The 23,828-nt window shown below is 74.3% G+C and carries 29 protein-coding genes; 11 read left to right on the top strand and 18 right to left on the bottom strand.

Annotation, left to right across the window (positions count from 1 at the left end; translation table 11 throughout):
* Positions 1-44: 44 nt before the first annotated feature.
* The gene (locus tag ABFT23_RS09570) at positions 45-350 is read left to right on the top strand and encodes a helix-turn-helix domain-containing protein (protein ID WP_347894573.1); all 306 of its coding nucleotides are present in this window, start codon (positions 45-47) and stop codon (positions 348-350) included.
* Positions 351-368: 18 nt separating this feature from the next.
* Here ABFT23_RS09570 and ABFT23_RS09565 read toward each other — a convergent pair whose 3' ends face one another.
* Genes ABFT23_RS09565 through ABFT23_RS09555 form a run of 3 tightly spaced genes read right to left on the bottom strand, consistent with a single transcriptional unit; the run spans position 369 to position 2,373 of the window.
* The gene (locus tag ABFT23_RS09565) at positions 369-1,151 is read right to left on the bottom strand and encodes a maleylpyruvate isomerase family mycothiol-dependent enzyme (protein ID WP_347894571.1); all 783 of its coding nucleotides are present in this window, start codon (positions 1,149-1,151) and stop codon (positions 369-371) included.
* Positions 1,148-1,765 (bottom strand): ClpP family protease, encoded by a 618-nt coding sequence (locus tag ABFT23_RS09560; RefSeq protein ID WP_347894569.1) that lies wholly within the window; start codon positions 1,763-1,765, stop codon positions 1,148-1,150. Before ABFT23_RS09560 ends, ABFT23_RS09565 begins: the two co-directional genes overlap by 4 nt.
* Positions 1,762-2,373 carry a ClpP family protease gene (locus ABFT23_RS09555; RefSeq protein ID WP_347894567.1) on the bottom strand — a complete coding sequence of 204 codons (612 nt, stop codon included), beginning with the start codon at positions 2,371-2,373 and terminating at the stop codon, positions 1,762-1,764. The genes ABFT23_RS09560 and ABFT23_RS09555 overlap by 4 nt, the downstream gene beginning before the upstream one ends.
* Before the next feature lie 98 nt (positions 2,374-2,471).
* Here ABFT23_RS09555 and map point away from each other — a divergent pair, with 98 nt between their 5' ends.
* A complete protein-coding gene (gene map, locus ABFT23_RS09550) occupies positions 2,472-3,239 on the top strand; it encodes a type I methionyl aminopeptidase (RefSeq protein ID WP_347894565.1) in 768 nt (255 codons plus the stop codon).
* 17 nt (positions 3,240-3,256) lie between these two features.
* On the opposite strand, the gene ABFT23_RS09545 is transcribed toward map, so the two are convergent.
* The gene (locus ABFT23_RS09545) at positions 3,257-4,495 is read right to left on the bottom strand and encodes a hypothetical protein (protein WP_347894563.1); all 1,239 of its coding nucleotides are present in this window, start codon (positions 4,493-4,495) and stop codon (positions 3,257-3,259) included.
* A 122-nt stretch (positions 4,496-4,617) separates the two neighbouring features.
* On the opposite strand from ABFT23_RS09545, the gene ABFT23_RS09540 reads away from it, so the two are divergent.
* Complete coding sequence (locus tag ABFT23_RS09540) at positions 4,618-4,968, top strand: hypothetical protein (protein WP_347894561.1); 351 nt, start codon at positions 4,618-4,620, stop codon at positions 4,966-4,968.
* 8 nt (positions 4,969-4,976) lie between these two features.
* On the opposite strand, the gene ABFT23_RS09535 is transcribed toward ABFT23_RS09540, so the two are convergent.
* On the bottom strand, positions 4,977-5,243 hold the full coding sequence (locus tag ABFT23_RS09535; RefSeq protein WP_347894559.1) for a hypothetical protein: 267 nt from the start codon (positions 5,241-5,243) through the stop codon (positions 4,977-4,979).
* A gap of 112 nt (positions 5,244-5,355) precedes the next feature.
* Between ABFT23_RS09535 and ABFT23_RS09530 the strand changes: the two genes are divergently transcribed.
* The gene (locus ABFT23_RS09530; RefSeq protein ID WP_347894557.1) at positions 5,356-5,484 is read left to right on the top strand and encodes a hypothetical protein; all 129 of its coding nucleotides are present in this window, start codon (positions 5,356-5,358) and stop codon (positions 5,482-5,484) included.
* Between the two features lie 18 nt (positions 5,485-5,502).
* Here ABFT23_RS09530 and ABFT23_RS09525 read toward each other — a convergent pair whose 3' ends face one another.
* Both ABFT23_RS09525 and ABFT23_RS09520 read right to left on the bottom strand, forming a co-directional pair.
* On the bottom strand, positions 5,503-6,120 hold the full coding sequence (locus ABFT23_RS09525; RefSeq protein WP_347894555.1) for a GrpB family protein: 618 nt from the start codon (positions 6,118-6,120) through the stop codon (positions 5,503-5,505).
* Positions 6,121-6,165: 45 nt separating this feature from the next.
* Positions 6,166-6,780, bottom strand: coding sequence for a flavin reductase family protein (locus tag ABFT23_RS09520; protein ID WP_347894553.1), 615 nt, complete (start codon positions 6,778-6,780; stop codon positions 6,166-6,168).
* A gap of 92 nt (positions 6,781-6,872) precedes the next feature.
* Between ABFT23_RS09520 and ABFT23_RS09515 the strand changes: the two genes are divergently transcribed.
* On the top strand, positions 6,873-8,975 hold the full coding sequence (locus ABFT23_RS09515) for an acyltransferase family protein (protein ID WP_347894551.1): 2,103 nt from the start codon (positions 6,873-6,875) through the stop codon (positions 8,973-8,975).
* On the opposite strand, the gene ABFT23_RS09510 is transcribed toward ABFT23_RS09515, so the two are convergent.
* Complete coding sequence (locus ABFT23_RS09510; RefSeq protein ID WP_347894549.1) at positions 8,965-9,834, bottom strand: alpha/beta fold hydrolase; 870 nt, start codon at positions 9,832-9,834, stop codon at positions 8,965-8,967. The genes ABFT23_RS09515 and ABFT23_RS09510 overlap by 11 nt on opposite strands.
* A 91-nt stretch (positions 9,835-9,925) precedes the next feature.
* Between ABFT23_RS09510 and ABFT23_RS09505 the strand changes: the two genes are divergently transcribed.
* The gene (locus ABFT23_RS09505) at positions 9,926-10,819 is read left to right on the top strand and encodes an SDR family oxidoreductase (RefSeq protein ID WP_347894547.1); all 894 of its coding nucleotides are present in this window, start codon (positions 9,926-9,928) and stop codon (positions 10,817-10,819) included.
* A gap of 10 nt (positions 10,820-10,829) precedes the next feature.
* Here the strand turns inward: ABFT23_RS09505 and ABFT23_RS09500 are convergent, their stop codons facing one another.
* Positions 10,830-11,528 carry a YoaK family protein gene (locus ABFT23_RS09500; protein ID WP_347894546.1) on the bottom strand — a complete coding sequence of 233 codons (699 nt, stop codon included), beginning with the start codon at positions 11,526-11,528 and terminating at the stop codon, positions 10,830-10,832.
* Between the two features lie 38 nt (positions 11,529-11,566).
* Between ABFT23_RS09500 and ABFT23_RS09495 the strand changes: the two genes are divergently transcribed.
* A complete protein-coding gene (locus ABFT23_RS09495; protein ID WP_347894544.1) occupies positions 11,567-12,364 on the top strand; it encodes a nucleotidyltransferase domain-containing protein in 798 nt (265 codons plus the stop codon).
* A gap of 20 nt (positions 12,365-12,384) precedes the next feature.
* Here the strand turns inward: ABFT23_RS09495 and ABFT23_RS09490 are convergent, their stop codons facing one another.
* On the bottom strand, positions 12,385-12,855 hold the full coding sequence (locus ABFT23_RS09490; RefSeq protein WP_347894542.1) for a MarR family winged helix-turn-helix transcriptional regulator: 471 nt from the start codon (positions 12,853-12,855) through the stop codon (positions 12,385-12,387).
* Positions 12,856-12,935: 80 nt separating this feature from the next.
* Between ABFT23_RS09490 and ABFT23_RS09485 the strand changes: the two genes are divergently transcribed.
* Positions 12,936-13,376, top strand: a complete 441-nt coding sequence (locus ABFT23_RS09485; RefSeq protein WP_347894540.1) for an OsmC family protein — start codon at positions 12,936-12,938, stop codon at positions 13,374-13,376.
* A 110-nt stretch (positions 13,377-13,486) separates the two neighbouring features.
* Positions 13,487-14,458, top strand: coding sequence for a lipid kinase (locus tag ABFT23_RS09480; RefSeq protein WP_347894538.1), 972 nt, complete (start codon positions 13,487-13,489; stop codon positions 14,456-14,458).
* A 1-nt stretch (position 14,459) separates the two neighbouring features.
* On the opposite strand, the gene ABFT23_RS09475 is transcribed toward ABFT23_RS09480, so the two are convergent.
* Positions 14,460-15,671, bottom strand: a complete 1,212-nt coding sequence (locus ABFT23_RS09475) for a DUF480 domain-containing protein (RefSeq protein WP_347894537.1) — start codon at positions 15,669-15,671, stop codon at positions 14,460-14,462.
* Positions 15,672-15,826: 155 nt separating this feature from the next.
* Here ABFT23_RS09475 and ABFT23_RS09470 point away from each other — a divergent pair, with 155 nt between their 5' ends.
* Positions 15,827-16,276, top strand: a complete 450-nt coding sequence (locus tag ABFT23_RS09470) for a VOC family protein (protein ID WP_347894535.1) — start codon at positions 15,827-15,829, stop codon at positions 16,274-16,276.
* Here the strand turns inward: ABFT23_RS09470 and ABFT23_RS09465 are convergent.
* The 6 genes from ABFT23_RS09465 to ABFT23_RS09440 are packed head-to-tail and all read right to left on the bottom strand — an operon-like array spanning position 16,245 to position 21,224.
* Entirely contained in the window at positions 16,245-16,760 is a 516-nt protein-coding gene (locus ABFT23_RS09465) for a hypothetical protein (protein ID WP_347894533.1), read from the bottom strand. The two genes, ABFT23_RS09470 and ABFT23_RS09465, sit on opposite strands and share 32 nt — an antisense overlap.
* Before the next feature lie 3 nt (positions 16,761-16,763).
* Positions 16,764-18,272: a cryptochrome/photolyase family protein gene (locus tag ABFT23_RS09460; protein ID WP_347894532.1), complete on the bottom strand. Its 1,509-nt coding sequence runs from the start codon at positions 18,270-18,272 to the stop codon at positions 16,764-16,766.
* A 34-nt stretch (positions 18,273-18,306) separates the two neighbouring features.
* On the bottom strand, positions 18,307-18,774 hold the full coding sequence (locus ABFT23_RS09455; RefSeq protein ID WP_347894531.1) for an MOSC domain-containing protein: 468 nt from the start codon (positions 18,772-18,774) through the stop codon (positions 18,307-18,309).
* A gap of 35 nt (positions 18,775-18,809) precedes the next feature.
* Entirely contained in the window at positions 18,810-19,562 is a 753-nt protein-coding gene (locus tag ABFT23_RS09450) for a hypothetical protein (RefSeq protein WP_347894529.1), read from the bottom strand.
* Positions 19,559-20,194: a SatD family protein gene (locus ABFT23_RS09445; RefSeq protein ID WP_347894527.1), complete on the bottom strand. Its 636-nt coding sequence runs from the start codon at positions 20,192-20,194 to the stop codon at positions 19,559-19,561. Before ABFT23_RS09445 ends, ABFT23_RS09450 begins: the two co-directional genes overlap by 4 nt.
* Positions 20,195-20,243: 49 nt before the next feature.
* The gene (locus ABFT23_RS09440; RefSeq protein WP_347894525.1) at positions 20,244-21,224 is read right to left on the bottom strand and encodes a pseudouridine synthase; all 981 of its coding nucleotides are present in this window, start codon (positions 21,222-21,224) and stop codon (positions 20,244-20,246) included.
* A gap of 57 nt (positions 21,225-21,281) precedes the next feature.
* Here ABFT23_RS09440 and ABFT23_RS09435 point away from each other — a divergent pair, with 57 nt between their 5' ends.
* Entirely contained in the window at positions 21,282-22,436 is a 1,155-nt protein-coding gene (locus ABFT23_RS09435; RefSeq protein ID WP_347894523.1) for a glycosyltransferase, read from the top strand.
* On the opposite strand, the gene ABFT23_RS09430 is transcribed toward ABFT23_RS09435, so the two are convergent.
* A complete protein-coding gene (locus tag ABFT23_RS09430; RefSeq protein ID WP_347894522.1) occupies positions 22,429-23,802 on the bottom strand; it encodes an NAD(P)-binding protein in 1,374 nt (457 codons plus the stop codon). The two genes, ABFT23_RS09435 and ABFT23_RS09430, sit on opposite strands and share 8 nt — an antisense overlap.
* Positions 23,803-23,828 lie beyond the last annotated feature (26 nt).

Here is a 23,828-nt window from a genome sequence, read left to right as displayed (position 1 = left end):
AACACGGCGGACGACCGGGGCCTCGGCGGCCTACCGTCGGGGCCATGGGTGACGTCGTCCCGTTCCCGGACCAGTCCGGGCCGGAGCCGCTGTGGCGGGAGCTGGTCGGTCGCGAGCTGCGCGACGAGCGCACGCGTCAGGAGCGCACGCTGGCCGACGTCGCCGGCACGGCAGGCATCTCCGTGCAGTACCTCTCCGAGGTCGAGCGCGGGCTGAAGGAGCCGAGCTCGGAGGTGCTGGGCGCCGTCCACGGTGCGCTCGGGCTGCGCCTCGTCGACCTCACGACGCGCGTCTCGCGCAGCCTCGGGTCGTCGAGCCGACCGTCGGGCCCGCTCGCCCTCGCGGCCTGACCCCGGCCCGGAGGCGGCTCAGTAGCCGGGGAAGACCAGGCGCAGGTCGTCGAGGCTGACCTCGCCCGTCACCGCGACGCCGTCGGGCGTGTGCTCGGGCGACAGCCGGCCGGCGAGCAGCCGCACCAGGGCCTCGTGCGGACCGGTGAACGTCGCCGTGGGCGCGACCGGCGTGGCCTCCAGCACCTCGACGGCGTCGGGCGCGACGTGCAGGCCGAACCGGCCGGCGTCGACCGCAGCCGTGGCGCCGAGGGCCCCGGGCTTCGCCGAGAAGCCGAGGAGGAACGACAGCGGACCGGCCAGCAGGTCGAGCAGCAGCCCGGCCGCCTCGGGGTCGAGACCGGCGTCGGGGTCGAAGGCCACCTCGACGTCCCACGCGTGCAGGACGACCTCGTTGAGCCGCATGCCCGCCGCGACGACCAGCGGCACCGGCGCCGGCAGGAACCCGAGGTCGACCTGCAGCGACTCGCGGGCGTCGCCGTCGAGGGCCTCGAGCGTCTCGACGAGCCGCTGGTCGTGCTCGACGAAGCCGGCCGCCTGGTCGAGCGGACCGAGGGCGTTCCAGCGGTCCCAGATCTCCTCGTTGGCCGCCGCCGGCGGCGGCGTGCCCGCCGCCGCCGCGGCGACCGGGCGGAGCGAGATCTCGGCCCCGCTGCCGAGGTGGGAGTACACGTCGCACACGCGCCACTCCGTCGCCCCGCTGGGCGAGGTCAGCGCCGCCTCGTCGAGGGTGGGCACGAGACCGGCGAGGCGGTCGTGGTGCGTGCGGAGCGAGCTGATCACGCGGTCGACGAGGGTCATGGAGCGACCCTAGCCAGTGGGGCGGCCTTGCGGCTCTCGAGCACGGCGTCGGCCATGCCGTAGGCGACGGCGGCCGGCGCGGTGAGCACGAGGTCGCGGTCGGTGTCGTGCCGCAGCTGCTCGACCGGGACGCCGGTGTGGAGGCCCAGCAGCTGCTCGAGCTCGGCCCGCTGGCGCACGATCTCCTTGGCCTGGACGGCGAGGTCGGGCAGCGTGCCCCGCCCTCCACCTCCGGGCTGGTCCAGCACCACGCGGGCGTGGGGCAGCACGGTGCGTCGTCCGGGAGCACCGGCGGCCAGCAACAGCGCGGACGACGACCCGACCTGGCCGACACACGTCGTGGCGACCTCGGGGCGGATGAACTGCAGCGTGTCGTAGACGGCGAGCACCGAGGTGACGTTGCCGCCGGGCGAGTTGAGGTAGAGGCCGATCGGGCGGTCGGGGTCGTCGGACTCGAGATGGAGCAGCTGGGCGATGACGACGTTGGCGACGCCGTCGTCGATCTCGGTGCCCAGGTAGATGATGCGGTCGCTCAGCAGGCGGCTGTAGATGTCGACGGCGCGCTCGCCGCGGACGGTCCTCTCGACGACGCTGGGGATCGAGTAGGTGCTCATGCCGTGCGCCCCGTCCGCTCCATGCCGAACGCGATGCCGGCGCGCGACGGCACGACCGAGGCGACCTCGGTGAGGACGTGGTCGACGAAGCCGTACTCGCGCGCCTCCTCGGCGGTGAACCACCGGTCGCGCAGGGCGTCGCGCTCGACCCTCTCGACCGGCTGGCCGGTGTGCTCCGCGGTGATGCGCATCATCACGTTCTTCATGTGCTCGAGGTTCTCGGCCTGGATCTCGATGTCGACCGCGGTGCCACCGATGCCGGCCGAGCCCTGGTGCAGCAGGATCCGGCTGTTCGGCAGGGCGTAGCGCTTGCCCGGCGTCCCGGCGGTGAGCAGGAACTGGCCCATGCTGGCCGCCAGGCCCATCGCGAGCGTGGCGACGTCGTTGGGGATGAGGCGCATCGTGTCGTAGATCGCGAGACCGGCCGAGACCGAGCCGCCGGGGCTGTTGACGTAGAGGCTGATGTCGCGGTGCGGGTCCTCGGCCGAGAGCAGGAGCAGCTCGGCGCAGATCCGGTTGGCGATCTCGTCGTCGACCTCCTGGCCGAGCACGATGATGCGTTGGTGCAGCAGCCGGTCGGCCGCGCTGAGGTTTCCGGTGGTCGTCATGGCTCCAGGCTGCGGACGCCGGCCGCGGGGTTCCAGCGATTCCGCCCCTGGCAGATCCGCTGCCGGCGGAACGCCGTCGAGCGGCTACCGTTGACCGGGTGATCGAGCTCAGGACCCCCGCCCAGCTGGAGGCCATGCGGCCGGCCGGCCAGTTCGTCGCCTCGGTGCTCACGGCGCTGCAGGACAAGGCCGCGGTCGGCGTCAACCTGCTCGACCTCGACGCTCTGGCCCACGACATGATCCGCGAGCGCGGGGCCGAGTCGTGCTACATCGACTACCACCCCTCGTTCGGCGCCTCACCGTTCGGCAAGGTGCTCTGCACCTCGGTCAACGACGCCGTGCTGCACGGTCTGCCGTTCGACTACGTGCTCCAGGACGGCGACCTGCTCTCGGTCGACTTCGCGGCCTCGGTCGACGGCTGGGTGGCCGACTCGGCACTCTCGGTCGTCGTCGGCACCCCGCGCGAGGAGGACCTCGCGCTGATCGAGACGACGACGCGGGCGCTCGACGCCGCCATCGCCGTCGCCACCCCCGGCAACCGCATCGGCGACATCTCCCACGCGATCGGCGAGGTCGCCCGCGCCGCCGGGCTCGGGGTCAACATGCAGTTCGGCGGACACGGTGTCGGCCGGACCATGCACGGCGACCCGCACGTCGCCAACGACGGTCGCCCGGGCCGTGGCCTCAAGCTCAAGCCCGGCCTGGTGATCGCCATCGAGCCGTGGTTCATGCACACCACCGACGCCATCTTCACCGACCCCGACGGCTGGACGCTCCGCAGCCAGGACGGCTCACGCGGTGCGCACATGGAGCACACCATCGCCATCACCGACGGCGCTCCGCTGGTGCTGACCGCGCGCGGCTGAACAGCCGACGTCGGGCGTCATCGGGAGCGTCGGAGGCTGCGTCGCAGCCGGCGGCGGATGCGCTCGCGCCGGGCGCGGGCCCGGTCGCGGACCTCGGCGATGCGGGAGGTGATCCGTGAGGAGAGGCGCGAGGTCAGGGCGCGCACGCGCGTCCGGGCGGAGCGGACGGGGGCTGCGACCGCCCGTAGCGCGCGACGCACGGGGCGCCAGACCGCGGCAAACCAGCGGCGGACGAGGTCGTCGGCGAAGCGGAGGATCCGGCCGACCCAGCCCCCGAGAGCGCGCAGGGCGGACGCCGTCCAGCGCCAGGGCATGGAGAGGAGGCGCAGCGTCGTCCGGCCGAACCAGCGGGCGGGCACGGTGACGACGGCGACGATGAACCTCGCCACGTGCCCGGCCGCGGCGGCCAGCGCGCCGACCAGCCACCGGCCCCCGGCCGCCACCCAGCGCCACGGCGCCGTGACCACGACGATCAGGGCGGACAGCAGAGCGGCGAGGCCGCGGCCGAGCAGGCGGAACGGGACCGCCAGCGCGCCGACCAGCCACCGGCCCCCGGCCGCCACCCAGCGCCACGGCGCCGTGACCACGACGATCAGGGCGGACAGCAGAGCGGCGAGGCCGCGGCCGAGCAGGCGGAACGGGACCGCCAGCGCGCCGACCAGCCACCGGCCGCCGGCCACCAGCCAACGCCACGGCGCCGTGACCACGACGATCAGGGCAGTCAGCAGAGCGGCGAGGCCGCGGCCGAGCAGGCGGAACGGGACCGCCAGCGCGCCGACTAGCCAGGCGACGGCGCGCCCGAGCCGTCGTGCGAGCGTCGTGAGGCCCGTGAGGAGGTGCCGGAACGGCGCGGACAGCAGGCGCCAGGCACGGAGGCCCAGCCACCGGGCGGCGTGCCGGACGGCGTCCAGGACCGCGACGACGAGACGCACCGGCAGGGAGACGACGCGACCGAGCGCGCGCACGGAGGCGGCCAGGGCACGCCCGACGACGTCTGCGACGACCTGGAGCAGGCGGCTGAGCCAGCGCGCCGGAGCGGTGACCACCCGCACGACGAGGGTGACGGCGCCGCGGACCGCGCCCCGGACGAGCTCGACGAGCCCGACCCACACGGCGACGGTCCAGACGATCGGCAGCTCCCACAGCGCCGGTGCCGGCTCGTCGTCCGGCTCCGGACCGACCTCGTCGGCCACCTCGGGCTCGGGCGCCGCCTCGACGGCGTGCTCGGACGACGGCCAGGGCTGGGGCTGGGACACGACGGCCTCCGTGCCCGGTCCGGGCCCGCGACAAACCCCCCGGTGCCGGTGACCCGTCGTCCGATCGTCGCGGTGGGTGACCGGCGCTGCGGAGCAGACGTGCCGGACCCTAGGCTGGAGCGGTGACCCAGCAGCCCGGACCGAGGCGCGCCAAGCACCTCATCGACCCGACCCGTCCGCGCGCGCAGGCGTCGAGGGCCGACATCGAGCGCCTCGAGCGGGTGCAGCGCACGGTGCTCTCGGTGCTCGTCGGGACGACGATCTTCCACCTCTCGATCGGCCTGGTGCTGGCCGCGCTGTTCATCGACGACTCCGAGGTCGTCGCGCGCGTCGGGCTCTGCGTCATCGGCGGGGCCTTCGGCGTGGCGGCGATCGCCGCCGCCTTCGCCATCCACCGGCGTGCGGTGGTGAGCCCGTGGCTGCTGGTCGGTCTCGTGCCGACGCTCGTGGGTCTCGTGGTCGTCCTGACCTGAGCCGGCGGTCAGCGCTCGCAGGCGCCGTCGGCACACCGGCTGCGGGTCGCGACGAGACCCATCACCCAGCACGTCGGGCAGCCGCGCCACAGCACCACCGTCATGGGCAGGAGCAGCAGCCACCACCCGGACGACGACGACAGCGCGATGCCGGCCACGAGCAGCGCCAGGCCGAGCAGGCCCCGCACCACGTGGACGGCGACCGACCGGCTCGCGAACATCGCGAAGGTCGGGTCGACCTCGGGCTCGGGGCGGAGTCGCTGCGCCGTCGTCATGGAGCCAGCGTAGGCGGGGCCCGGTCGGGTGTGACCAAGGTGACACGGCCTGTCGACGAGACGTGGGCGTGCGGAGTCGCTCCCGGTCACCTCGACTTCCTACGGTGTCACCATGAACCTCGACGACGCCACGCAGGTCACCGACACCGCCGCCCCGATCGACCCGACCGACGTCGCGGCGATCGACCACGGCGACTCCCCGACCGGGCGACTCGCGAGCCCCACGCGCATCCAGCTCTGACCCGCGCCGCCCCGGGGGTCAGCCCCGCGGGCGCGGGTCGTGCTCGTGGGCGGGGTCGGCGGCGAAGATCCGCTCGTAGATGTCATAGACGACCCACGCCTTCTCGTTGTTGTAGAGCATGGCGTCGTCGAAGCCCCGGGCGGCCACGGAGCGCTTGACGTCGGCGTAGCGTGCCCGGTCGTCGTCGTGGGCGCGCAGCCAGTCGCGGAACGCCCGGTGCCGCCGCGGCTCGCGGGCACCGCGCGACCACACGTGCAGGTTGACCTCGGGCGCCATCGACTTCAGGAACCGGTGCTCCTCCCACTCCGGCTCGCGCACCCGCAGCTCGAAGCCGAGCGCCTCGACGTCGGGCAGCCAGGAGGGCTCGTCGGCCGAGTCGGCGACGGTCAGGTCGACGTCGATCACCGGCTTCGCCCACAGGCCGGGCACCGCGGTCGAGCCGACGTGCTCTATCGACAGCGCGCGGTCGCCGAGGGCTCGCGCCAGCCGGTCGCGGACGCCGTCGAACACCGCCGGCCACGACGGGTCGGGCGCGACGACCTCGACGACCTCGGGGGCCTGGGGGGCGAGTCGGACCGCGGCGATCTGGTCGAGGTCGGGCACCTCGTACGGGTTCCAGAGCGGGTGGGTGGGCACCCGGAGGACCTTACCGCCGGGGCCCGCTCCGGCCCGTCGGTGAGGTCAGCGGGTGGTGCGGTAGCGGCCCCGGAAGAACAGCAGCGGACCTGCATCACCGTCGGAGGCCTCGAGGTCGACGACGCGTCCGACGACGACGTCGTGGTCGCCGGACTCGTGCACGGCGTGGATCGTGCAGTCGACGTGGCCGAGCGTGCCCGGCAGCACGGGCGAGCCGGTGACGGCGGACGGCGTCCAGTCGACGCCGGCGAACTTGTCGGTGCCGCGCCCGGCCATGGTGTCGGAGACCCCGGCCTGGCCGTCGGCGAGGACGTTGACGCAGAACGATCCGGCCCGCCGGATCAGCGGCCAGGCGCGGGACGTGCGGGACGGCACGAAGAGCACGAGGGGCGGGTCGAGGGACACGCTCGAGAACGACTGGCACGTCATGCCGACGGGTCCGTCGGCGCCGATCGCGGTCACGACGGTGACCCCGGAGGCGAAGCGGCCGAGCACGTCGCGGAACCGGCGGGCGGCGACGGCCGCAGCGTCGTCGCCGGGTCGACCATCCGTCTCACCGGGGCGCCACTCGACGTCGAGATCGATCTCACCGAGCCAGCGGCCGACCTGCCCGGCGCTCGTCGCGTCGGGGCTCTGGGAGGGGACCTCGGGCTGCGACACGCCCCTCACGGTAGTGACCACCGCCTGCCGCCGAGGTCGCTGGCCCCAGGAGGACGCCGCCCCTCGCGAGCGGGGTCATAGGATCGCGCCCGATGTCCACCCGACCGCCGACCCCGAGCGCGACGCTGAGCTACCGCCCGGACCTCGACGGTCTCCGCGCCGTCGCGGTCTACCTGGTGCTGGCCTTCCACGCCCAGGTGGCGCTGCTCGACGGCGGCTTCGTCGGGGTCGACCTGTTCTTCGTGCTCTCGGGCTTCCTCGTCACCGGCGTGCTGCTGCGCGACCGTCAGGCCGACGGGCGGGTCCGGCTCGGCCGCTTCTACGCCCGACGCGTGCGGCGGTTGCTGCCGGCCGCGCTGGTCGTCGTCGTGGTCACGGCGTTGCTGCAGCTGCTGCTGCTCTCGCTGCCGGCCCGCCTCGACCTCGTCGACGACGCCCGAGCCTCGGTCCTCTACGTCGCCAACTGGCACTTCGTGCTCGAGTCTCGCGACTACTTCGCCCAGGACGACGCCGCCGCCAGCCCGTTCCTGCACTTCTGGTCGCTGTCGATCGAGGAGCAGTTCTACATCGTCTTCCCCGTGGTCGTGCTGCTCGTCGTGCGCCTGAGCCGTCGACCCGTCCGGGCGCTGGCAGCCGTGCTGGCGCTCGTGGTCGTGGCCTCGGCGCTGGCCCAGGTCGTCACGGCGGCCTCCGACCCGAACCTGGCCTACTACGGCACCCACACCCGGGTCTACCAGCTCGCGGCCGGCGGGCTGCTGATGACGATCGTGCTCCGCCGCGCCGCCCACCACCAGCACGACGACCGCCGGCCCGCGGGCACCACCGGCGCCCTCGCGTGGCCGCTCGCCGCCGGCGTCGGGCTGGTGGTGCTGCTCGTGACGGCGAGCGACGCCGTCGGCCTGACGGCGTCGGAGCGCGGCCTGGTGGCCACCGCCGCCTCGGCGCTGACGATCGCCGGCCTGTGGTGCGCCCCGGCCGGGCCGGTCGCCCGACTCCTCGCCCTCCCCGTGCCGCGCTACCTCGGCCAGGTCTCCTACGGGACCTACGTGTGGCACTGGCCGGTCACGCTCGTCGTCCAGCGCGTCTTCGAGGTCACCGCCGTCGTCGACCTGGTGATCACCGCCGTCGTGGCGACGGCGCTCGCGGCCTTGTCGTACCGCCTGGTCGAGGTGCCCGTGCGCACCGCGCGCCCGCTGCACCGGGTGCCGTGGGTCGTCGTCGGGGCCGGCCTGGCGACCAGTGTCGTGGTGGCGACGGCCGTGACGCCCGTCGTCCTCGACCGCGACGCGCGCCCGGCCGTCGCGGGCGACCGGGGTCCGGTGGTCGACATCGGCGATCCCGCCCTCCGCGGTCCGGTGCCGCCCGACCTCGACCTCGTCGCCGCCAGCGACGACTTCGGCTCCGACACCGCGACGCCGTGCACTGTCGCCGACCCAGCCGCGTGCCGCCTTGTCGAGGGCCCGGACGACGCCCCTCACGTGCTGCTGCTCGGCGACAGCCAGGCCAACACCCTCGTGCCCGCCCTCGAGCAGCTGGCCGTCGAGCAGGGCTTCCGCCTCTCCACCAACGTGCGCTCGGGGTGCCCGTGGCAGGCCGACCAGGTCAACACCATGCGCGGCAACCCCGACGGCCAGCAGGCCTGCGCCGAGGTGCGACGCACGTTCTTCTCCGCGGTGCTCCCGCTCATGGACGTCGACGTCGTGCTCGCCGTCGGCCTGTCGCGCTCCGACCCGGCGTGGGAGCCCTACCTGTCCAGCCCCAGCAGCCCGACGGGTGGGGAGTCGCTCGCCGAGCTGCAGGCCCGGACGACGCGCGAGACCGCGGCACTCGTCACCGCGGCCGGCCCGCGGCTGGCGATCGTGCACAGCATGTTCGGCCCCGCCGGCTACGAGGCGCGCGGCACGAACCCGATCGAGTGCCTCGCCGCGGCCCGCACGCTCGGCGAGTGCGCGGTCGTCGTCCCGCCGCGACAGCCGTCCGTCGACGACGTCTACGGCCTGCTCGACACCGAGTCGCCCGACGTCGCGACGCTCGACCTGACGCGCACGATCTGTCCCGACTACCCCGTCTGCCACCCCGTCGTCGACGGTCAGGTGGTCTGGATGGACGCCGACCACGTGACCTCGACCTACCTGCGCGAGCACCGCGACGAGGTGTGGGCCGCGCTTGAGGCGACCGGGTTCGTCACGCGGTAGCCGCGTGCTGCTCGCGGTGGGCCCGCAGGTGCTCGAGGATCGTGGCGGCGACGCGGTCGGGGTCCTCGAACATCGGGATGTGACCGATGTCGTCGAGCGTGACGACGTCGGCGTGCGGCATGGCTTCGGCGTAGGGCCGGCCGTAGCGCTCGGGCGGCAGCAGCAGGTCGTTCTCGCACAGCACGAGGCGCACCGGGACGTCGTCGTCGAGGCCGACGACGTCGCCCGGGCCGGTGCCGCGCAGCTCGGAGAGGATGAACGGGAAGAACGACGGGCAGTGCGACGCGGCCCGGATGAAGTTGTCGGCGCGCTCCCGTGCGACCCGGCCCGGGTGGTGGCTGACGATCTTGAGCACGAGCGGCCGGGCGGGCAGGCGGGTGGCCCGCTCGCCCAGGACCTTGCCCAGCAGGGCGGAGAGGTAGAGCCCGAGGAACTTGCCGCCGACCACGATCTCGGCGCGCGACCACTTGGTCCAGCTGCCGGCCGGGGCGATCGCGGTGACCGTGCGAGCACGGCCACGGCGGGCCATCTCGAAGGCGAGCCAGCCGCCGATCGAGTTGCCGGCGACGTGGCAGGTGTCCCACCCGAGCTCGTCGAGGAGCACCTCGACCCCGTCGGCGTAGGCCTCGAGCGACACCTCGCGGCGCCGCAGGGCCGGGCCGCCCCAGTGGCCGGGGAGCGTCGCGGCCACGACCTCGTGCTCGGCGGCGAGGGTCGGGACGACGTCGGCCCACACGTCGTGCGAGGTCGTGAACGGGTGCAGCAGCAGGAGCGGCTCGCCCTCGCCGACGTGCACGGTGGGGGCGGGCACGGGCAGCTGGAGCCGGCGGAGCCGGCGTTCCCGGGTTGTCTGCGACACGCCGTCACGCTAGCGACGCGGCCTGCCCAGGGGAAGCCCCTTCACCCGTGAGGCTGGGTTGGGCCTCCGGGTCCTGGGCACCGGCGGTGCCATGACGACCGACCCCCGTACCGTCCACGACCAGCCCGACACCGAGGGCGAGCAGCTGCCCGACGTCGGTCAGCCCGGCTCGACCACCCCCGGCATGGGCGACGAGCCCGACCACGGTGAGAGCAGCTACGTCGGCCACGACCGCCTGACCGGCAAGGTCGCCCTGATCACCGGCGGCGACTCGGGCATCGGCCGCGCGGTGGCGATCGCGTTCGCCCGCGAGGGCGCCGACGTCGCCCTGGTCTACCTGCCCGAGGAGGCCGAGGACGCCGAGCAGACCGCCGCCTGGGTCGCCGACGCCGGACGACGCGTGCTCCGGCTGCCGGGCGACATCCGCGACCGCGCGTTCTGTGCCGAGGCGGTCGGACGGACCGTCGACGAGCTCGGCGGCCTCGACGTGCTGGTCAACAACGCCGCCTACCAGCAGGCGCAGCCCGGGGGTCTCGCCGACATCACCCCCGAGCAGCTCGACCGCGTGTTCAAGACCAACCTCTACGCGCTGTTCTGGCTCTCGCAGCAGGCGCTCCCCCACCTCTCGGCCGGGGCGAGCATCATCAACACCTCCTCGGTGCAGGCCTCGTCGCCGGCCCCGCCGCTGCTCGACTACGCGGTGACCAAGGCGGGCATCGTCGCCTTCACCCGCGGCCTGGCCGAGGCCCTCGGCGAGCAGGGCGTCCGGGTCAACAGCGTCGCTCCCGGTCCGATCTGGACGCCGTTGATCCCCGCGACCATGCCGGAGGACCAGGTCGCCGGCTTCGGCGAGACGACGCCGCTGGGCCGCGCCGGCCAGCCGGCCGAGGTGGCACCGGTCTTCGTCTTCCTCGCCGGCGACGACAGCACCTACGTCACGGGCGAGGTCGTGGCCGTCACCGGCGGCAAGCCGGTGAACGTCTGACCCGCCCTGGCTAGCCTGCGGCCACCCGGTCGTGCCAGGCACCGATGCCGGTACACACCAGCACGACCACGCCGGCGACCACCAGGCCGGCCGCCAGGTGCCACCTCAGCAGCAGCGCGCCGGCGGCGGCGCCGGCGATGATGAGGACGACGGCGAGCGCACGGCGTCCGCTGCCGCCGCCCTTGCCGCTGCCCAGCACCGAGTCGGCGGCGAGGCCCGTGAGGGTCGAGGTGACCACGACGGTGGTGACGTCCTTGACCGCCACGAAGCGCGCCACGGCCGCCTGCACGCCCATCGCCGCGCCGAGCAGGGTGGTCGTGGCGATCTCGACGGCGCGCGGCGGGTCGTCGTGGGCGGCGAGGACCACGCCGGCGAGCGCCAGCTCGACGAGGCCGACCGAGGCGAACAGCCAGGTGGTGCGCGCGGTCCACTTCTGCTGCTGGTGCCGCAGCACCCGCCCGCCCAGCGCCGCGCCGGCGAGGAAGCCGATCAGCGCGAGGAGCGGCCCGAGGACCGGCAGGTCGTCGGCACCCACGACGGCCATGCCGAGGATCACCACGTTGCCGGTCATGTTGCCGGTGAAGACGCGGTCGAGCCCGAGGTAGCCGACGGCGTCGACGATGCCGGTGCCGAAGGTGAGGCCGAGCATCAGGGACAGGTGCATGCGCTCGCGCGAGACGCGGGCGAGCACCGACGAGCCAGGGTTCACGGCGTGCATCCTCTCGTCGGCTGTGCCACCGTCGCGACATGGCCCCGTCCGACGAGACCGCACCGGCGCTCGACGCGCTGGTCGGCGGCGTCCGTGCCGTGCTGGACGACGGCGTCCTCGGCGCCTACCTCGTCGGCTCGTTCGCGCTCGGGGGCGCCGACGAGTGGAGCGACGTCGACGTCGTCGCTGCGGTCGAGGCCCCGCCGGACGGCCAGTCGCTCGAGGCGCTCGCCTCGATCCACGCCCACCTGCCCGACGCCGGCGGGTGGGCGGCCCGCCTCGAGGTCTCCTACGCCGTCGCCGCCGACCTCCGGAGCCCGATGTCGCTCGGACGCCGGTGGTGGCACGTCGCCGACGGCTCACGCGAGCTCGCGCTGTCGGCCGACGCCAACACCGCCCACACCCGGTGGGTGCTCCGCGAGCGGGGCGTGACCCTCGCGGGGCCGGACCCGGCCGTGCTCGTGGCCGAGGTCGCGCCCGACGTCCTGCGGGCCGAGGCGCTCGGCATCGCACGAGCGCAGGCCGAGGAGCTCGAGGACCACCTCGACCGGCTCGCGAGCGCGTGGTGGCAGCCGCACGTCGTCATGACCGCGTGCCGCGTGCTGCACACGGCAGTGCACGCCGACGTGGTCGGCGGGGCCGCGGCGGCCCGCTCGGCCCTCGCCGTCCTCGACCCGCGCCACCGGGCCGTGGTCGAGCGGGCGGTCGCCGCGCGGCCGCACCCGCACCGACGACGGCACGAGCCTGCCGACCCCGGCCTCGCCGTGCCGACCAGGGCGCTCGTGTGGGACGTCGTCCGGCTGGCCGGAGAGGCCGCGCTCACGGCCCGGACCTGACCCACGACTCGCTCGGGGGCTCAGTCGTCGTCGGTCAGGGAGGCGTGGGCGGCGACGGTCACCCGGCGCAGCAGCCGCTGCAGCGTGGCCACGTCGCGCTCGCGCAGCCCGAGCACCTCCGCGATCCGGCACTGGACGTCGTCGCGGTGCTCGCGCAGGGCGTCGCCCGTCGGCGTGAGGGCCAGCAGCACCGTGCGCTCGTCGGAGGTGCCTCGGCGGCGGGTGATGAGGCCGGCGGTCTCCATGCGCCGCAGGAGCGGGGTGAGGGTGCCGTGGTCGAGCCGGAGCCCCTCCGCGACCTCGCGCACCGTGCACTCACCGCGGGCCCAGAGCAGGACGAGCACGAGGTACTGCGGATAGGTCAGGCCCAGCTCGCCGAGGATCGGGCGGTAAGCGGCGGTGACGGCGCGCTGCGCGGCGTACAGGTCGAAGCAGAGCAGCTCGTCGAGCTCACCGGCCGCGGGGGCGAGCGTCGGGGAGGAACTGGCCATGGACGGAATACTACTCGCCCCCTAGTATCTTGTGCACAAGGTAAGTCATCGTCGCCTCACCGATCCGAAAGGTCACCACCATGCCCACTCGTACCGCTCGCACCGCCTGGAACGGCTCGCTGCAGGAGGGCTCCGGCCAGGTCGAGCTGTCCAGCTCGAAGGTCGGCACCTACGACGTCTCGTTCCCCAAGCGTGCCGCCGACGACGCCGGGGGCACCACCTCCCCGGAGGAGCTCATCGCCGCCGCCCACTCCTCGTGCTACGCCATGCAGCTCTCGGCCCTGATCGCCGAGGCCGGCGGCACCCCGCAGTCGCTCGACGTGACCGCCGACGTCTCGCTCGGCCCCGACCCCGACGGCGGCTTCCGCCTCACCGGCATCAAGCTCACCGTCGTCGGTGAGGTCGACGGCCTCGACGAGGCCGGCTTCAAGCAGGCCGCCGACGCCGCCAAGGCCGGCTGCCCGGTCAGCAAGGCCCTCACCGGCGTCGAGATCACCCTCGACGCCTCGCTCGAGGGCTGAGACCTCCGCCACCCCCACCGGGGTCGGCACGCCGCAGCCTGGCCGGACCACACGGTCCGGCCAGGCTGTTCTCATCTGACGCTCATCGAGGCGACCTACGGTCGAGCGACATGAGCGACAGCCCGCCCACCCCGGTCCAGCCCACGCCCGCCGTCCGCGCGGCACGCGTCGACGACGTGTCCCTCGTCGTCAACACCGGCGCCCGCCGAGGCCGGACGGCGGCCGACGTCGCCCGTCGGCTCCTGCACGAGGCCGGCGCCGGCACCGTGCGGCTGCACCCGGTCGCCGACGGCGGGCTCGACACCGCGCTCGCCGCGGCGCTCGCGACCGACCCCGACCTCCTGGTGGTCGCCGGCGGGGACGGCACCGTGGGGGCCGCAGCGGGTGCCGTAGCGGGCACCGGCACCGTGCTCGGCGTCCTGCCGATCGGCACGGCCAACGACTTCGCGCGCACCGTCGAGATCCCGCTGACGCTCGAGGGCGCGGTGCACACCCTGGTCTCCGGCCGCGTCGTCGACGTCGACCTCGGTCGCGCCGGACGCCGTCCCTACCTCAACGTCGCCTCGATGGGCCTGTCGGTCGGGGTGACCGCACGCCTGGCCCCCGGCATGAAGCGCCGGCTCGGCCCCGCCGCCTATCCCGCCGCCACGATGCTCGCCTACCGGCGCCACGAGCCGTTCTCGGCCCGCATCGAGTTCCCGGACGGCGACCACCCGACCCTCGAGGTCGCCGACCTGCTGCAGCTCGCCGTCGGCAACGGCCGCCACTACGGGGGCGGCTACACGGTCGCCCCGGGGGCCGGCATCGACGACGGCACCCTCGACGTCTACGCCATCGAGAAGGGACGCGTGCGCGACCACGTCTCGATCGCCCGCCTGTTCAAGCACGGCGGGTTCGTCGAGCACGAGCGCGTGCACCACGCCGTCACGACCGCCGTCCGCGTGGTGACGTCGCCCTCGCAGCCGGTCAACCTCGACGGCGAGGTCGTCGAGCGCACCCCGCTCACCTTCCGGGTCGAGCGCAACGCGGTGAACGTCGTCGTGCCGGTCGACAGCCGCGCCGCCCGCTGGGACGGCGCGTGAGTCAGGGCTTGCGGGCCACCACGTAGAGCCGGTCGGTCGACTCGCCGCGGCCGGCCATCGGCCCGCGCTGGTACCACTCCGCGTCGACGAGACCCGCGGCGGTGACCAGGCCGACCACGTCGGCGGGCTCGTGGAAGACGAAGTCGAGGTCGACCTCGTGGTCGAACCACGAGTCGTGGTGGCGGACCTCGGCGCCCGAGTGCAGCGCGAGCACGAGCCAGCCGTCGCTGCGCATCGGGCGCACCAGGGCCTCGAGCGCGGCGGGCAGCTCGGAGGCGCCGAGGTGGATGAGCGAGTACCACCCGAGGACCGCGGCCCACCCGGTGGCGTTGACCGGACGCATCAGCGAGCGGAGGTCGCCGACCTCGTAGACGCCGTCGGGGTAGCGCCGACGGGCCTCCTCGACCATCTCGGGCGTGAGGTCGATGCCGGTGGCGTCGGCGCCGGCCTCGGCGAGGTAGGCGGTCACGTGGCCGGGGCCGCAGCCGACCTCCACCACGGGGTCGGTACCGGCGTGCGCGGCGACCCGGTCGAGCAGCCAGCGCTCGAACGGCAGGCCGTCGAGCCCGGCGATCAGCGACTCGGCGTAGGACGACGCCACCGCGCCGTAGGAGGCGCGGACCTTGGCGTCGCGCGCCTCGGCGCCACCGGCGATGACGGTGTCGCGGTCGACGGCAGGGGCGGACGACGCCTCGCCGGCGGGGAGGTCGACGGGGCCGAGCAGGTGGATCCACCGGGCGTCCTGCTCGCGGGGCTGCTTGGGCAGCTGCTGCACGAGCGGCTGGTCGCGCGCAGCCATGCGCACCAGGCACGCCTCGACAGCCCCGCGGTCGGTGAAGGCGTGCAGGCGCTCGGTGCGGCTCTTGAGCGCGCCCGGCGGCTGGGCACCACGGAGCAGCAGCACGGTGAGCAGTGCCCGCTCGTCGTCGGCGAGGTCGAGCCGCACCGAGATGGTCTGCACGTACTTCATGGTCCGGCGGCCGCGGTCCTCCCACGTCACCGCCGTCAGCTCGCGCTGCTTGAGTGCCCGCAGCGTCTCGTGGACCACGCGCTCGTCGTAGTCGACGACGGGCTCACGACTGCTCGACTGGTTGCACGCCGTCCGGACGCTGTTGACGGTCATCGGGTACGACGCCGGCACCGTGACCTCCTTCTCCAGGAGGCTTCCCAGGACACGTTGCTCCTCGGCCGTCAGCACAGGCAGCTCGCTCACGGTGACGACCCTAGCCATCACCGTTCACCCGGTCGCGGTATCGGCCAGGCCCGGTCGCGCCGAACGGTCAGGAAGCGGAGGCCCCGGCGGCTCTCACGTGGCCGGGCACCCCGCGGGGTGGCCGGATCCGGCACGGCGTCGGGCAGGGTTGGGTAATGACCGAAACCACGAGCGCGATCGCTCCGTTGCAGGGGATCCACCACGTCCGGGTCACCGTGACCGACATCGCCCGCAGCAAGGACTTCTACTCCACCGTCTTCGGACGCGACCCGCAGATCGACGCGACCGACCAGGTCGACGAGCCCGGTGCCTCCGAGGACCCCCAGCGCTTCTACGGCGGCTGCGTGTTCGAGCTCGACGGCCAGCTCTTCGGCCTGCGGCCCGTGGCCCCCAGCGGCGACCGGTTCGACTCGACGCGCGTCGGGCTCGACCACGTGTCGTTCGGGGTGCCGACCAAGGCCGACCTCGAGTCGGCGGCCGAGCGGCTCGACGCCGCAGGTGTCGAGAACGGCGGAGTCATCTCGTTGACGGGCAACGGGATGTCGATCCTGTCCTTCCAGGACCCCGACGACATCAACCTCGAGCTGGTGGCGCCAGAGGAGTGACGGTCCCGGCCTCGGGGTCCCACCGGCGCAGCCGGGTGAGTCGCAGGACGACGTCGTCGGCGCCGAGCAGGTCGACGGCACGTTGCAGGTCGGCGCGAGGGAAGCGGCGGGCGAGGGTGACGTGGGCCAGCCACCCCGGGTGCGCGTGGTCCTCGAGCGTGGCCCGCAGGTCGAGCACGGCCCGCAGGACGGGGTCGTCGACGTCGAGCAGCCGCGCGATCGTCAGCCGCTCGCGCCCGAGCACGGCGAGGCCGGAGGCCCGCACCTGGATCGGCAGCAGGGGCGCGAGGAGGTCGACGGCCCGAGCCTCGTCGTCGGCGTCGAGGGCGGGCACGGCGACGACGGTGACGTGCGGGGTGTTGGTCGCGCCGGCGTGGTCGAGCTGGGAGGGCAGACCCGCGTCGCGCAAGGCCTGCCAGTCGGCGCGCACGGCGGCCTCGCCGTCGTCGTCGGGGAGCAGCTCGAGGGCGTTCAGGCGCGGCATCGCTCAGCCCCGGTCCAGCCACTGCTGGGCGTTGCGCGTGTGCTTCGCCTTCGTCGCCGGGGCGAGGCCGTCGTAGGTGCGCACCGCGAACCCCGAGCGCGCGTTGCGCTCGAAGACCGCGCGGTGGTCGCGCACGAAGGTCCAGTAGAGGCCGTCCCACGCCTCGCGCCACTCGCCCCACTCGCCCCCGGGGTAGTCGCTCATCTTGCGCAGGTAGTTGCTGCCCGACACGTAGGGCTTGGTGGTGATGGCCTCCCCCGCGGCGAACTGGCTCATCGCGTAGACGTTGGGCACCATCACCCAGTCGTAGGCGTCGACGAACATCTCCATGAACCACTCGTACGCCGCGTCGGGGTCGGTGCGCAGCAGGGTCATCGCGTTGCCCAGCACCATCAGTCGCTCGATGTGGTGCGCCCAGCCGTTCTCCAGCACCCGCTCGAGCACGTGGTCGACCGGGCCGAGCCCGGTGGACGCCGTCCACCACCCGGGGGCGAGGGACCTGCCGTGCTGGAGGTGGTTGTGACTGCGCAACCGTCGGCCGTAGAGGGCGTAGGTGGCCCGCATGTACTCGCGCCACCCGACGACCTGTCTGACGAAGCCCTCGAGGCTCGCGAGGGGCACGGCGTTGGACTCCCCCACCTCCAGCGCCCGAGCGAGCACACGGCGCGGCGAGATCAAGCCGACGTTGAGCGGCGGCGTGAGCAGCGAGTGGAAGACCCAAGTCTCCGCGCGTGACAGGGCGTCCTCGTAGGGGCCGAACTCGGCGAACCGCTCGGCCAGGAACTCCTCGTAGGCCGCATCGGCCTCGCCGTGGCTGGTCGGCCACGCGAACGCGTCGGCGTTGCCCGGGTTGTCGGCGAACGCCCGCTTGACCCAGGCGATCGCGTCGTCGACGTGCTCGTGCCGGTCGGCGGGGTCGATGCGGCGTGGCTGCGGGACCGGGTGGCCCTTCGGCAGCTTCTTGCGGTTCTCCTCGTCGAACGACCAGCGCCCGCCCTCAGGCTTGCCGGTGCTGGTCACGAGCACGTCGAGCCGCTGGCGCTGCCAGGCGTAGAAGTGCTGCATGCGCGCCCGCCCGCCGGCCTCGGCGAAGTAGTCCGAGAGCTGGTGTCGCGTGGTGAGGAAGTTGGGGGTGTCGAGCACGTCGGCGGCCTGCAGCTCGTAGCCGCCGTCGGCGAGCCCGGCGACGAGGTCCTGCCCGAGCCAGTCGTCGACGACGTCGTAGACGCTCACCCAGGTGGGCGCCAGCCGCTGCACCAGCCGGGCCAGCGCGGCGCGCGACGTCGTCCGGCCGTCGGTCTCGAGCACCTCGACGTCGTGGCCGCGCTCGCGGAGGCGGTCGGCGAAGCGCCGCATGCTGGCCCGGTGCAGGACGAGCTTCTGGGCGTGGAAGCGGTACTGGCGGAACAGCAGGTCGTGCTCGACCAGCACGAAGGTGGTGCCGGTGTCGGCGTCGAGGTGCGACTCGAACAGCTGGTGCGGCAGGACGAGACGGACGTGTCGTTCGGCCATGACCGCACGCTAGTGACCGGCTCGCGTCGTCGACTCACCCTGCCGGTACGTCGAGCTCGACGGCGTCACCGACCGACACCGGGCCGCCCTCGAGCACCCGGAAGATCGACCCGCCCCGGTGGCGCAGCGCCTCCTGGGCGCCGGGACCGATGGTGTCGTCGAGCAGCTTGCACGGCGCCGCGACCCGCACCACCTCGAGCAGCACCGCGCCGACGCGCACCCGGGTGCCCGGCGTCCGGGGCACCGTGCCGTGGTCGAGGGTGAGGTTGCGGCGCGTCAGCCCGGCCGGCACGTCGGCACCGTGCCGCTCGGCGGCCTCGGCCAGTGCGTCGAGGCTCTGCACCGACACGTGGCGGTGCCGGGTGCCGTGGTAACGGTCGCCGACGATGCCCCGGCCGGCCTCGACGTCGACCTGCTCGACCGAGCGCATCGGCAGGCGGGTGCCCTTGGCGACGTGGATCGCGACGACCCGGGGCGTGCTCCCGACAGGACTCGTGCTCATGGCTCCAGCCTGCCTCGCCATCGGTCGGACGGCCGTCAACCGGCGATCAGGACCAGCGAGAGGAGCGAGACCGACCAGGAGACGAAGCTGCCCACCAGGAAGTACTCGGTCACCTCGTGGATGCCGGCCGCGGTCGGCGTCGAGGCGCCGCCCGGTGAGGCCCGCGCCGACTGGAGCTCGGGGAACCGCAGCAGCCCCTTGGCGGCGACGACGATGCTGGCCGCGGTGAGCTCGCCGGCGACCCCGAACCCGACGATGAACAGTCGCTCCATCGGGCCGAGCAGGCGGCCACCCTTGAGCGCGGACGAGCCGGCACTGGTGCGCCCCGGGTGGGTGGTGCCGGTGGCGCCCAGCACGAGCCGGACGACCACGTTGCCCGACGACACCTGCCACACCAGGACGCCGCCCAGCAGCAGGGCACGGTCGGGCTCGAGCCGGGCCAGCACGGGCAGGTCGGACGCCGCCAGCCAGTCGCCGAGCAACCCACCGGCCTCGGGCGAGGCACCCGAGACCAGCACCGATGCGGCGCCGAGGCCGGCGAGCACGAGCAGGGGCAGGCGGTAGCACCGGGTGCGGAAGCCGTACGTGACGGCCTCGCCCCAGCCGATCGTCGCCGCGGCGACCAGGACCAGCGCGCCGACCTCGACGAACGAGGTGAGGCCCGCGGCCAGGCCGACCGCGACGACCACCGCAGCGCCGACGGCCTCGGCGCGACGTGGCGAGGTGCGCAGGGAGAACGCGAGGTCGGTGAGGGCCGTGCCGAGGAGCAGCAGGCCCAGCAACGTCATGCGAGCTCCTCCAGCCAGGTCGTCATCGTCTGCACGACGCCGATCGCGTCGTGACGCACGCGCTGCGAGACGGCCGAGGCCGACACGTCGAGCTCGTCGGCGAGCTCACGTTGCGTGCGTCCGGACATCAGACCACCGAGCACCGACAGTGAGCGCTCGTCGAGGCGGCCGACGAGCTCGTCACGGGCCAGCAGGGCGGCCTCGACCGCCGCGACCGGTTCGTCGACGCCGTCGGCCACCCGGTAGGACGTGCGGGCGGCGCGGGTCGCGGCCCGGCCCGCCCGGGCTCGGGCCTCGTCGATGGCCGCCCGGGCGGCCCACCACGCGGGGCCGTCCTCGATGCCGGCGGCGGGATCGAGGGCGGTTCGGGTGCCGCGGCCGATGCCGTGGCGGACGTCGTGGTCGGGCAGGAGGGACAGGCGCAGCCACACGGTGGCCGTCAGCGCCGCGCCCAGGCTCGGCAGGGTGCCCTGGTACTCGTCGCCGACGGTGATGCGCAGGTCGCCGTCCCAGCGCCGGTTGACCTGTTCCAGGGCGTCGACGACGACGGCGTGGAGGACCGCACGGTCGACCGCGCGTCGAGACCCGACGACGTCCCCGATGACGACGACCACTGGCTGCGCGATGCTCATGTGAAGACATTACCTTCACATCGCGGCAATGAACCTCATTGCTTACGCATCAGTTCGGATCACGACGCAGCTGTCGGGAGCCCTCGTCCTGGTCACCCTGCGCTCGGAGCGGGAGCCTGCGGGCGCTGCGGTGGTGCCGCACCTGCCCGTCGACGGGGTCGACGTAGGCGAGCTCGGCGGCCAGCAGCTGCAGCGGCTCGGAGAAGTCGTCGATCGGGACCTGCCGGTCGACCGGGTAGAGGGGGTCGTCGACGATCGGGACGCCGAGGCCGAGCAGGTGCAGGCGCAGCTGGTGGGTGCGGCCGGTGCGCGGCGAGAGCCGGTAGACGGCCAGGTCGTCGGGACCGCCGAGCCGTCGCTCGACCTCGACCAGCGTCTCGGCGTTGACGGGCGCGTCGGGCACCACCTCGGCCCGTCCGGTGCGCGGGACCGCGCGGATGTGGTTGCGCACGACCACGCCGTCCGAACCGGCGAGGCCGGCGCGCCACGGCGCCAGCGCCCGGTAGGTCTTGGCCACGGTGCCGGTGGCGAACATCGACTGGTACGCCGCGCGGTGCTCCTTGCCCACGACGCACAGCACGAGGCCCGAGGTCACCCGGTCGAGGCGGTGCATCGTGGTCAGGTCGGGCAGGCCGAGCTGGTCGCGCAGCCGCACGACCAGGCTCTGCACGACGTGGTTGCCCCGCGGCACCGTCGACAGGAACGCCGGCTTGTCGACCACGACGACCCGCTCGTCGCGGTGCACGACGGTGAGCTCGCCCGGCACCACCGGCTCGTCGCGCAGGTCGCGGTGGAACCACACGAACGCGGTCGTGGCGTAGGGGTCGTCGTCGCGCACTGGGCGGCCGTCGCCGTAGACGAACCGGGCCTCGGCCAGCAGGCGCTCGACGTCGACCCGCTCGTCGACCTTGTCCCGGAGCCAGGCGCCCATGCTCGGCCACCGCGACGGGGGCGCGGTGTGCCGGTCGGGCGTCACCACCCACGCGGCCTCGAGCCCGTGCCGGCGCGGCAGCGGGGACGGCGGGGGCACCCGCCGATCGTACGGACGGCGACGGCCTGGCCCGCCGGCGCACGTAGCGTGACCTCGGTGCGGATCCTGTTCACCTTCATCGGCGGCCTCGGGCATCTCCACCCGCTCCTGCCGGTCGCCCGGGCCGCCCGCGACGCCGGGCACGACGTGGCCGTGGCCGGGCACGGCGGCCTCGCGCCGAGCATCGAGGCGGCCGGGTTCCCTGCGCTGGCCACGGGTCCCGCCCGGCCGAGCGGCGATGCCGGCCGGGGGCGCGACCTGACTCCGCTGCTCCCCGTGAGCAGTCGCGCCACCGAGATCGAGTTCGCCGAGAACTTCGCCGACCGCGGGGCCCGCCGCCACGCCGTGGCGTTGCAGGAGCTCGCCCGGTCGTGGCGCCCGGACGTGATGGTGCGCGACGACGCCGACCTCGGCGCGACCGTCGCCGCGGAGGTGCTCGGCGTGCCGGTGGCGAGCGTGACGGTGCTCGCCGCCGGCACGCTGGTCCGACCCGACCTCGTCGTCCCCCGGCTCGACGCCGTCCGGGCCGAGCACGGCCTGGGCCCCGACCCGGACCTCGTCGCGCTGTCCCGCGGGCTGGTCCTGGTCCCGTTCGCACCGTCGTTCCGCAGCCCTGCGGCAACGATCGTCCCGCGCGACGAGGTCGTGCACTTCCGGGGCGGCGCACGGACCCGCCCTCGCTCTCCGGCCGGCAGGAACGATCGGAGGCCGCGCGTCTACGCCACGCTCGGCACCATCTTCAACACCGAGTGCGGCGACCTGCTCGAGCGCCTCGTCGCCGCCCTGGGTGTCGTCGACGCCGACTGCCTGCTGACCGTCGGCAACCAGGTCGACCCCGACGACCTCGGCCCGCGTCCCGGCCACCTCCGCGTCGAGCGCTTCGTACCGCAGGAAGACGTCCTGCCCGCGGTCGACCTCGTCGTCTCGCACGGCGGCTCGGGCAGCCTGATGGCCTCGCTGACACAGGGGCTCCCGTCGGTGCTGCTGCCCCTCGGCGCCGACCAGCCGCACAACGCGGCACGGGCCGAGGAGCTCGGCGTGGCGCGGGTGCTCGACGCCTCGTCCGCGACCCCCGAGGTGATCGCGACCGCCGTCACCGCCGCCGTCGCCGACCTGGGCCTGCACGAGCGGGCCCGGCAGGTCGCCGCCGAGGTCGACGCGCTGCCCGGCGCCGAGGCGGCCGTCTCGGCGATCGAGCGCCTCGTCAGCTGAGCCCGGCCAGCGCGGCGAGCCGCGCCACGCCGGGAGGACCGAAGGTGGCCAGCCGCTCGCGGGCGGCGTCGAGGGCCGGCGACCCGGGGTGGTCGGGCGCGACCCGCGCCGGGTTGAGGGCGACGGACGACGCCCACGCGGCGATGTCGGGCTCGGCGCCGAACGCCGCGGCGTTGCGGGCGCCGAGCACGTTCATCGCCGCCCACTGCTCCAACGAGTTGCCGTAGGACGACGGCGCGCACAGCGCGTTCTTGACGGTGTCGTCGTCGCGGGTGGCCTCCACGTAGCCGGCCAGGGCGGCGCCGAAGCACGGGAAGCCGGCGCGGACCGGCTGCGGCGTGATCGCCTGAGGCGTCCAGATGGGCACGCGGGCGGGGTTCTTGAGCCCGTCGGCGGCGCAGTTGACGACGACCGCGTCGGGCGCGACGTCGACCGTGCCGTCGTCGAGGTGCAGGCGGCCCGGCTCGACCGACCGCACCCGACCGAGCCGGACGACGTGCTCGACCGAGCGGAGCAGCTCGAGCTCCCACGCGCCGAGGGTCGGGGCCTTGGCCATGGTCGGCTCGACCGACCGGTCGACCCGGGTCATCACGCCGGCGTCCTCGAGGGCCAGGAACAGCGCGGGCAGCGAGGTCGCCGTGGCGGCGCACTGCATCATGGTGCCGGCCATGCCGAGGAAGACCGTGGGATCGGGCTGCACCACGGCCCGGTCGAGCATCCACGGGTCGCGGGGGCGCACCCAGGTGATCGCGCCGGGGTCGATGCCCTCGCCGAGCAGCCACACGATCGCGTCGGTGGCGGTCTTGCCCGAGCCGACGACGACGTGCTGCGAGTGCGCGCCGAGCGCCGGTACCGCGTTGACCGGCACGACGTGGGCGCCCGCGGCGACGTCGAAGCGCGGCGGCAGCTCGGCCGGCACGTCGGGGGCCAGGTAGCGGGCGTCGACGACGCGGCACCGTTCGGGCACGACGACCGGGCCGCCGCCGTCGAGCGGCACGAGGACGCCGCCAGCGTGGCCGTGGCCGAAGTACGTCGTCACGCGCCCGCGACCGACGAGGCGCTCGGCCAGCACCTGCTCGTAGTAGGCCAGGATCGCCGGCTGGTCGGCGCGCTCGTAGAGGCCGGCCTCGGGGCCGGACGGCTGGATGCCGCCGCCCATCACGGTCGAGGCGACCCCGTAGAACTGCGAGGCCTGGTGCAGCCGCACGAACGGGTACGCTGCCCGCCAGTGCCCGCCGACGCCGTCGCGTCGGTCGACCAGCGCCACGTGGACGTCGGGGTCGTGGTCGACGAGGGCATCGGTGAACGCGAGGCCGGCGGCTCCGGCCCCCACCACGAGGTAGTCGGCGTCGACGGTACGGGTCACCCGCCAAACACTACCCAGTCACACGA

Source organism: Nocardioides secundeburneus (assembly GCF_039939255.1).
GTDB lineage: Bacteria > Actinomycetota > Actinomycetes > Propionibacteriales > Nocardioidaceae > Nocardioides.
The sequence above is the reverse complement of the archived record's forward strand: the minus strand, read 5'-3'. Positions and strand labels throughout refer to the sequence as shown.

Bases quoted from the DNA above. Each gene is read 5' to 3' on its own strand.
- ABFT23_RS09490 (WP_347894542.1), bottom strand. From the start codon at position 12,855: ATGGCCAGTTCCTCCCCGACGCTCGCCCCCGCGGCCGGTGAGCTCGAC.
- ABFT23_RS09455 (WP_347894531.1), bottom strand. From the start codon at position 18,774: ATGAGCACGAGTCCTGTCGGGAGCACGCCCCGGGTCGTCGCGATCCAC.
- ABFT23_RS09485 (WP_347894540.1), top strand. From the start codon at position 12,936: ATGCCCACTCGTACCGCTCGCACCGCCTGGAACGGCTCGCTGCAGGAG.
- ABFT23_RS09480 (WP_347894538.1), top strand. From the start codon at position 13,487: ATGAGCGACAGCCCGCCCACCCCGGTCCAGCCCACGCCCGCCGTCCGC.
- ABFT23_RS09445 (WP_347894527.1), bottom strand. From the start codon at position 20,194: ATGAGCATCGCGCAGCCAGTGGTCGTCGTCATCGGGGACGTCGTCGGG.
- ABFT23_RS09465 (WP_347894533.1), bottom strand. From the start codon at position 16,760: ATGCCGCGCCTGAACGCCCTCGAGCTGCTCCCCGACGACGACGGCGAG.
- ABFT23_RS09565 (WP_347894571.1), bottom strand. From the start codon at position 1,151: ATGACCCTCGTCGACCGCGTGATCAGCTCGCTCCGCACGCACCACGAC.
- ABFT23_RS09560 (WP_347894569.1), bottom strand. From the start codon at position 1,765: ATGAGCACCTACTCGATCCCCAGCGTCGTCGAGAGGACCGTCCGCGGC.
- ABFT23_RS09460 (WP_347894532.1), bottom strand. From the start codon at position 18,272: ATGGCCGAACGACACGTCCGTCTCGTCCTGCCGCACCAGCTGTTCGAG.
- ABFT23_RS09570 (WP_347894573.1), top strand. From the start codon at position 45: ATGGGTGACGTCGTCCCGTTCCCGGACCAGTCCGGGCCGGAGCCGCTG.
- ABFT23_RS09515 (WP_347894551.1), top strand. From the start codon at position 6,873: ATGTCCACCCGACCGCCGACCCCGAGCGCGACGCTGAGCTACCGCCCG.
- ABFT23_RS09450 (WP_347894529.1), bottom strand. From the start codon at position 19,562: ATGACGTTGCTGGGCCTGCTGCTCCTCGGCACGGCCCTCACCGACCTC.
- ABFT23_RS09495 (WP_347894544.1), top strand. From the start codon at position 11,567: ATGGCCCCGTCCGACGAGACCGCACCGGCGCTCGACGCGCTGGTCGGC.
- ABFT23_RS09535 (WP_347894559.1), bottom strand. From the start codon at position 5,243: ATGACGACGGCGCAGCGACTCCGCCCCGAGCCCGAGGTCGACCCGACC.
- ABFT23_RS09555 (WP_347894567.1), bottom strand. From the start codon at position 2,373: ATGACGACCACCGGAAACCTCAGCGCGGCCGACCGGCTGCTGCACCAA.
- ABFT23_RS09470 (WP_347894535.1), top strand. From the start codon at position 15,827: ATGACCGAAACCACGAGCGCGATCGCTCCGTTGCAGGGGATCCACCAC.
- ABFT23_RS09530 (WP_347894557.1), top strand. From the start codon at position 5,356: ATGAACCTCGACGACGCCACGCAGGTCACCGACACCGCCGCCCCGATC.
- ABFT23_RS09505 (WP_347894547.1), top strand. From the start codon at position 9,926: ATGACGACCGACCCCCGTACCGTCCACGACCAGCCCGACACCGAGGGC.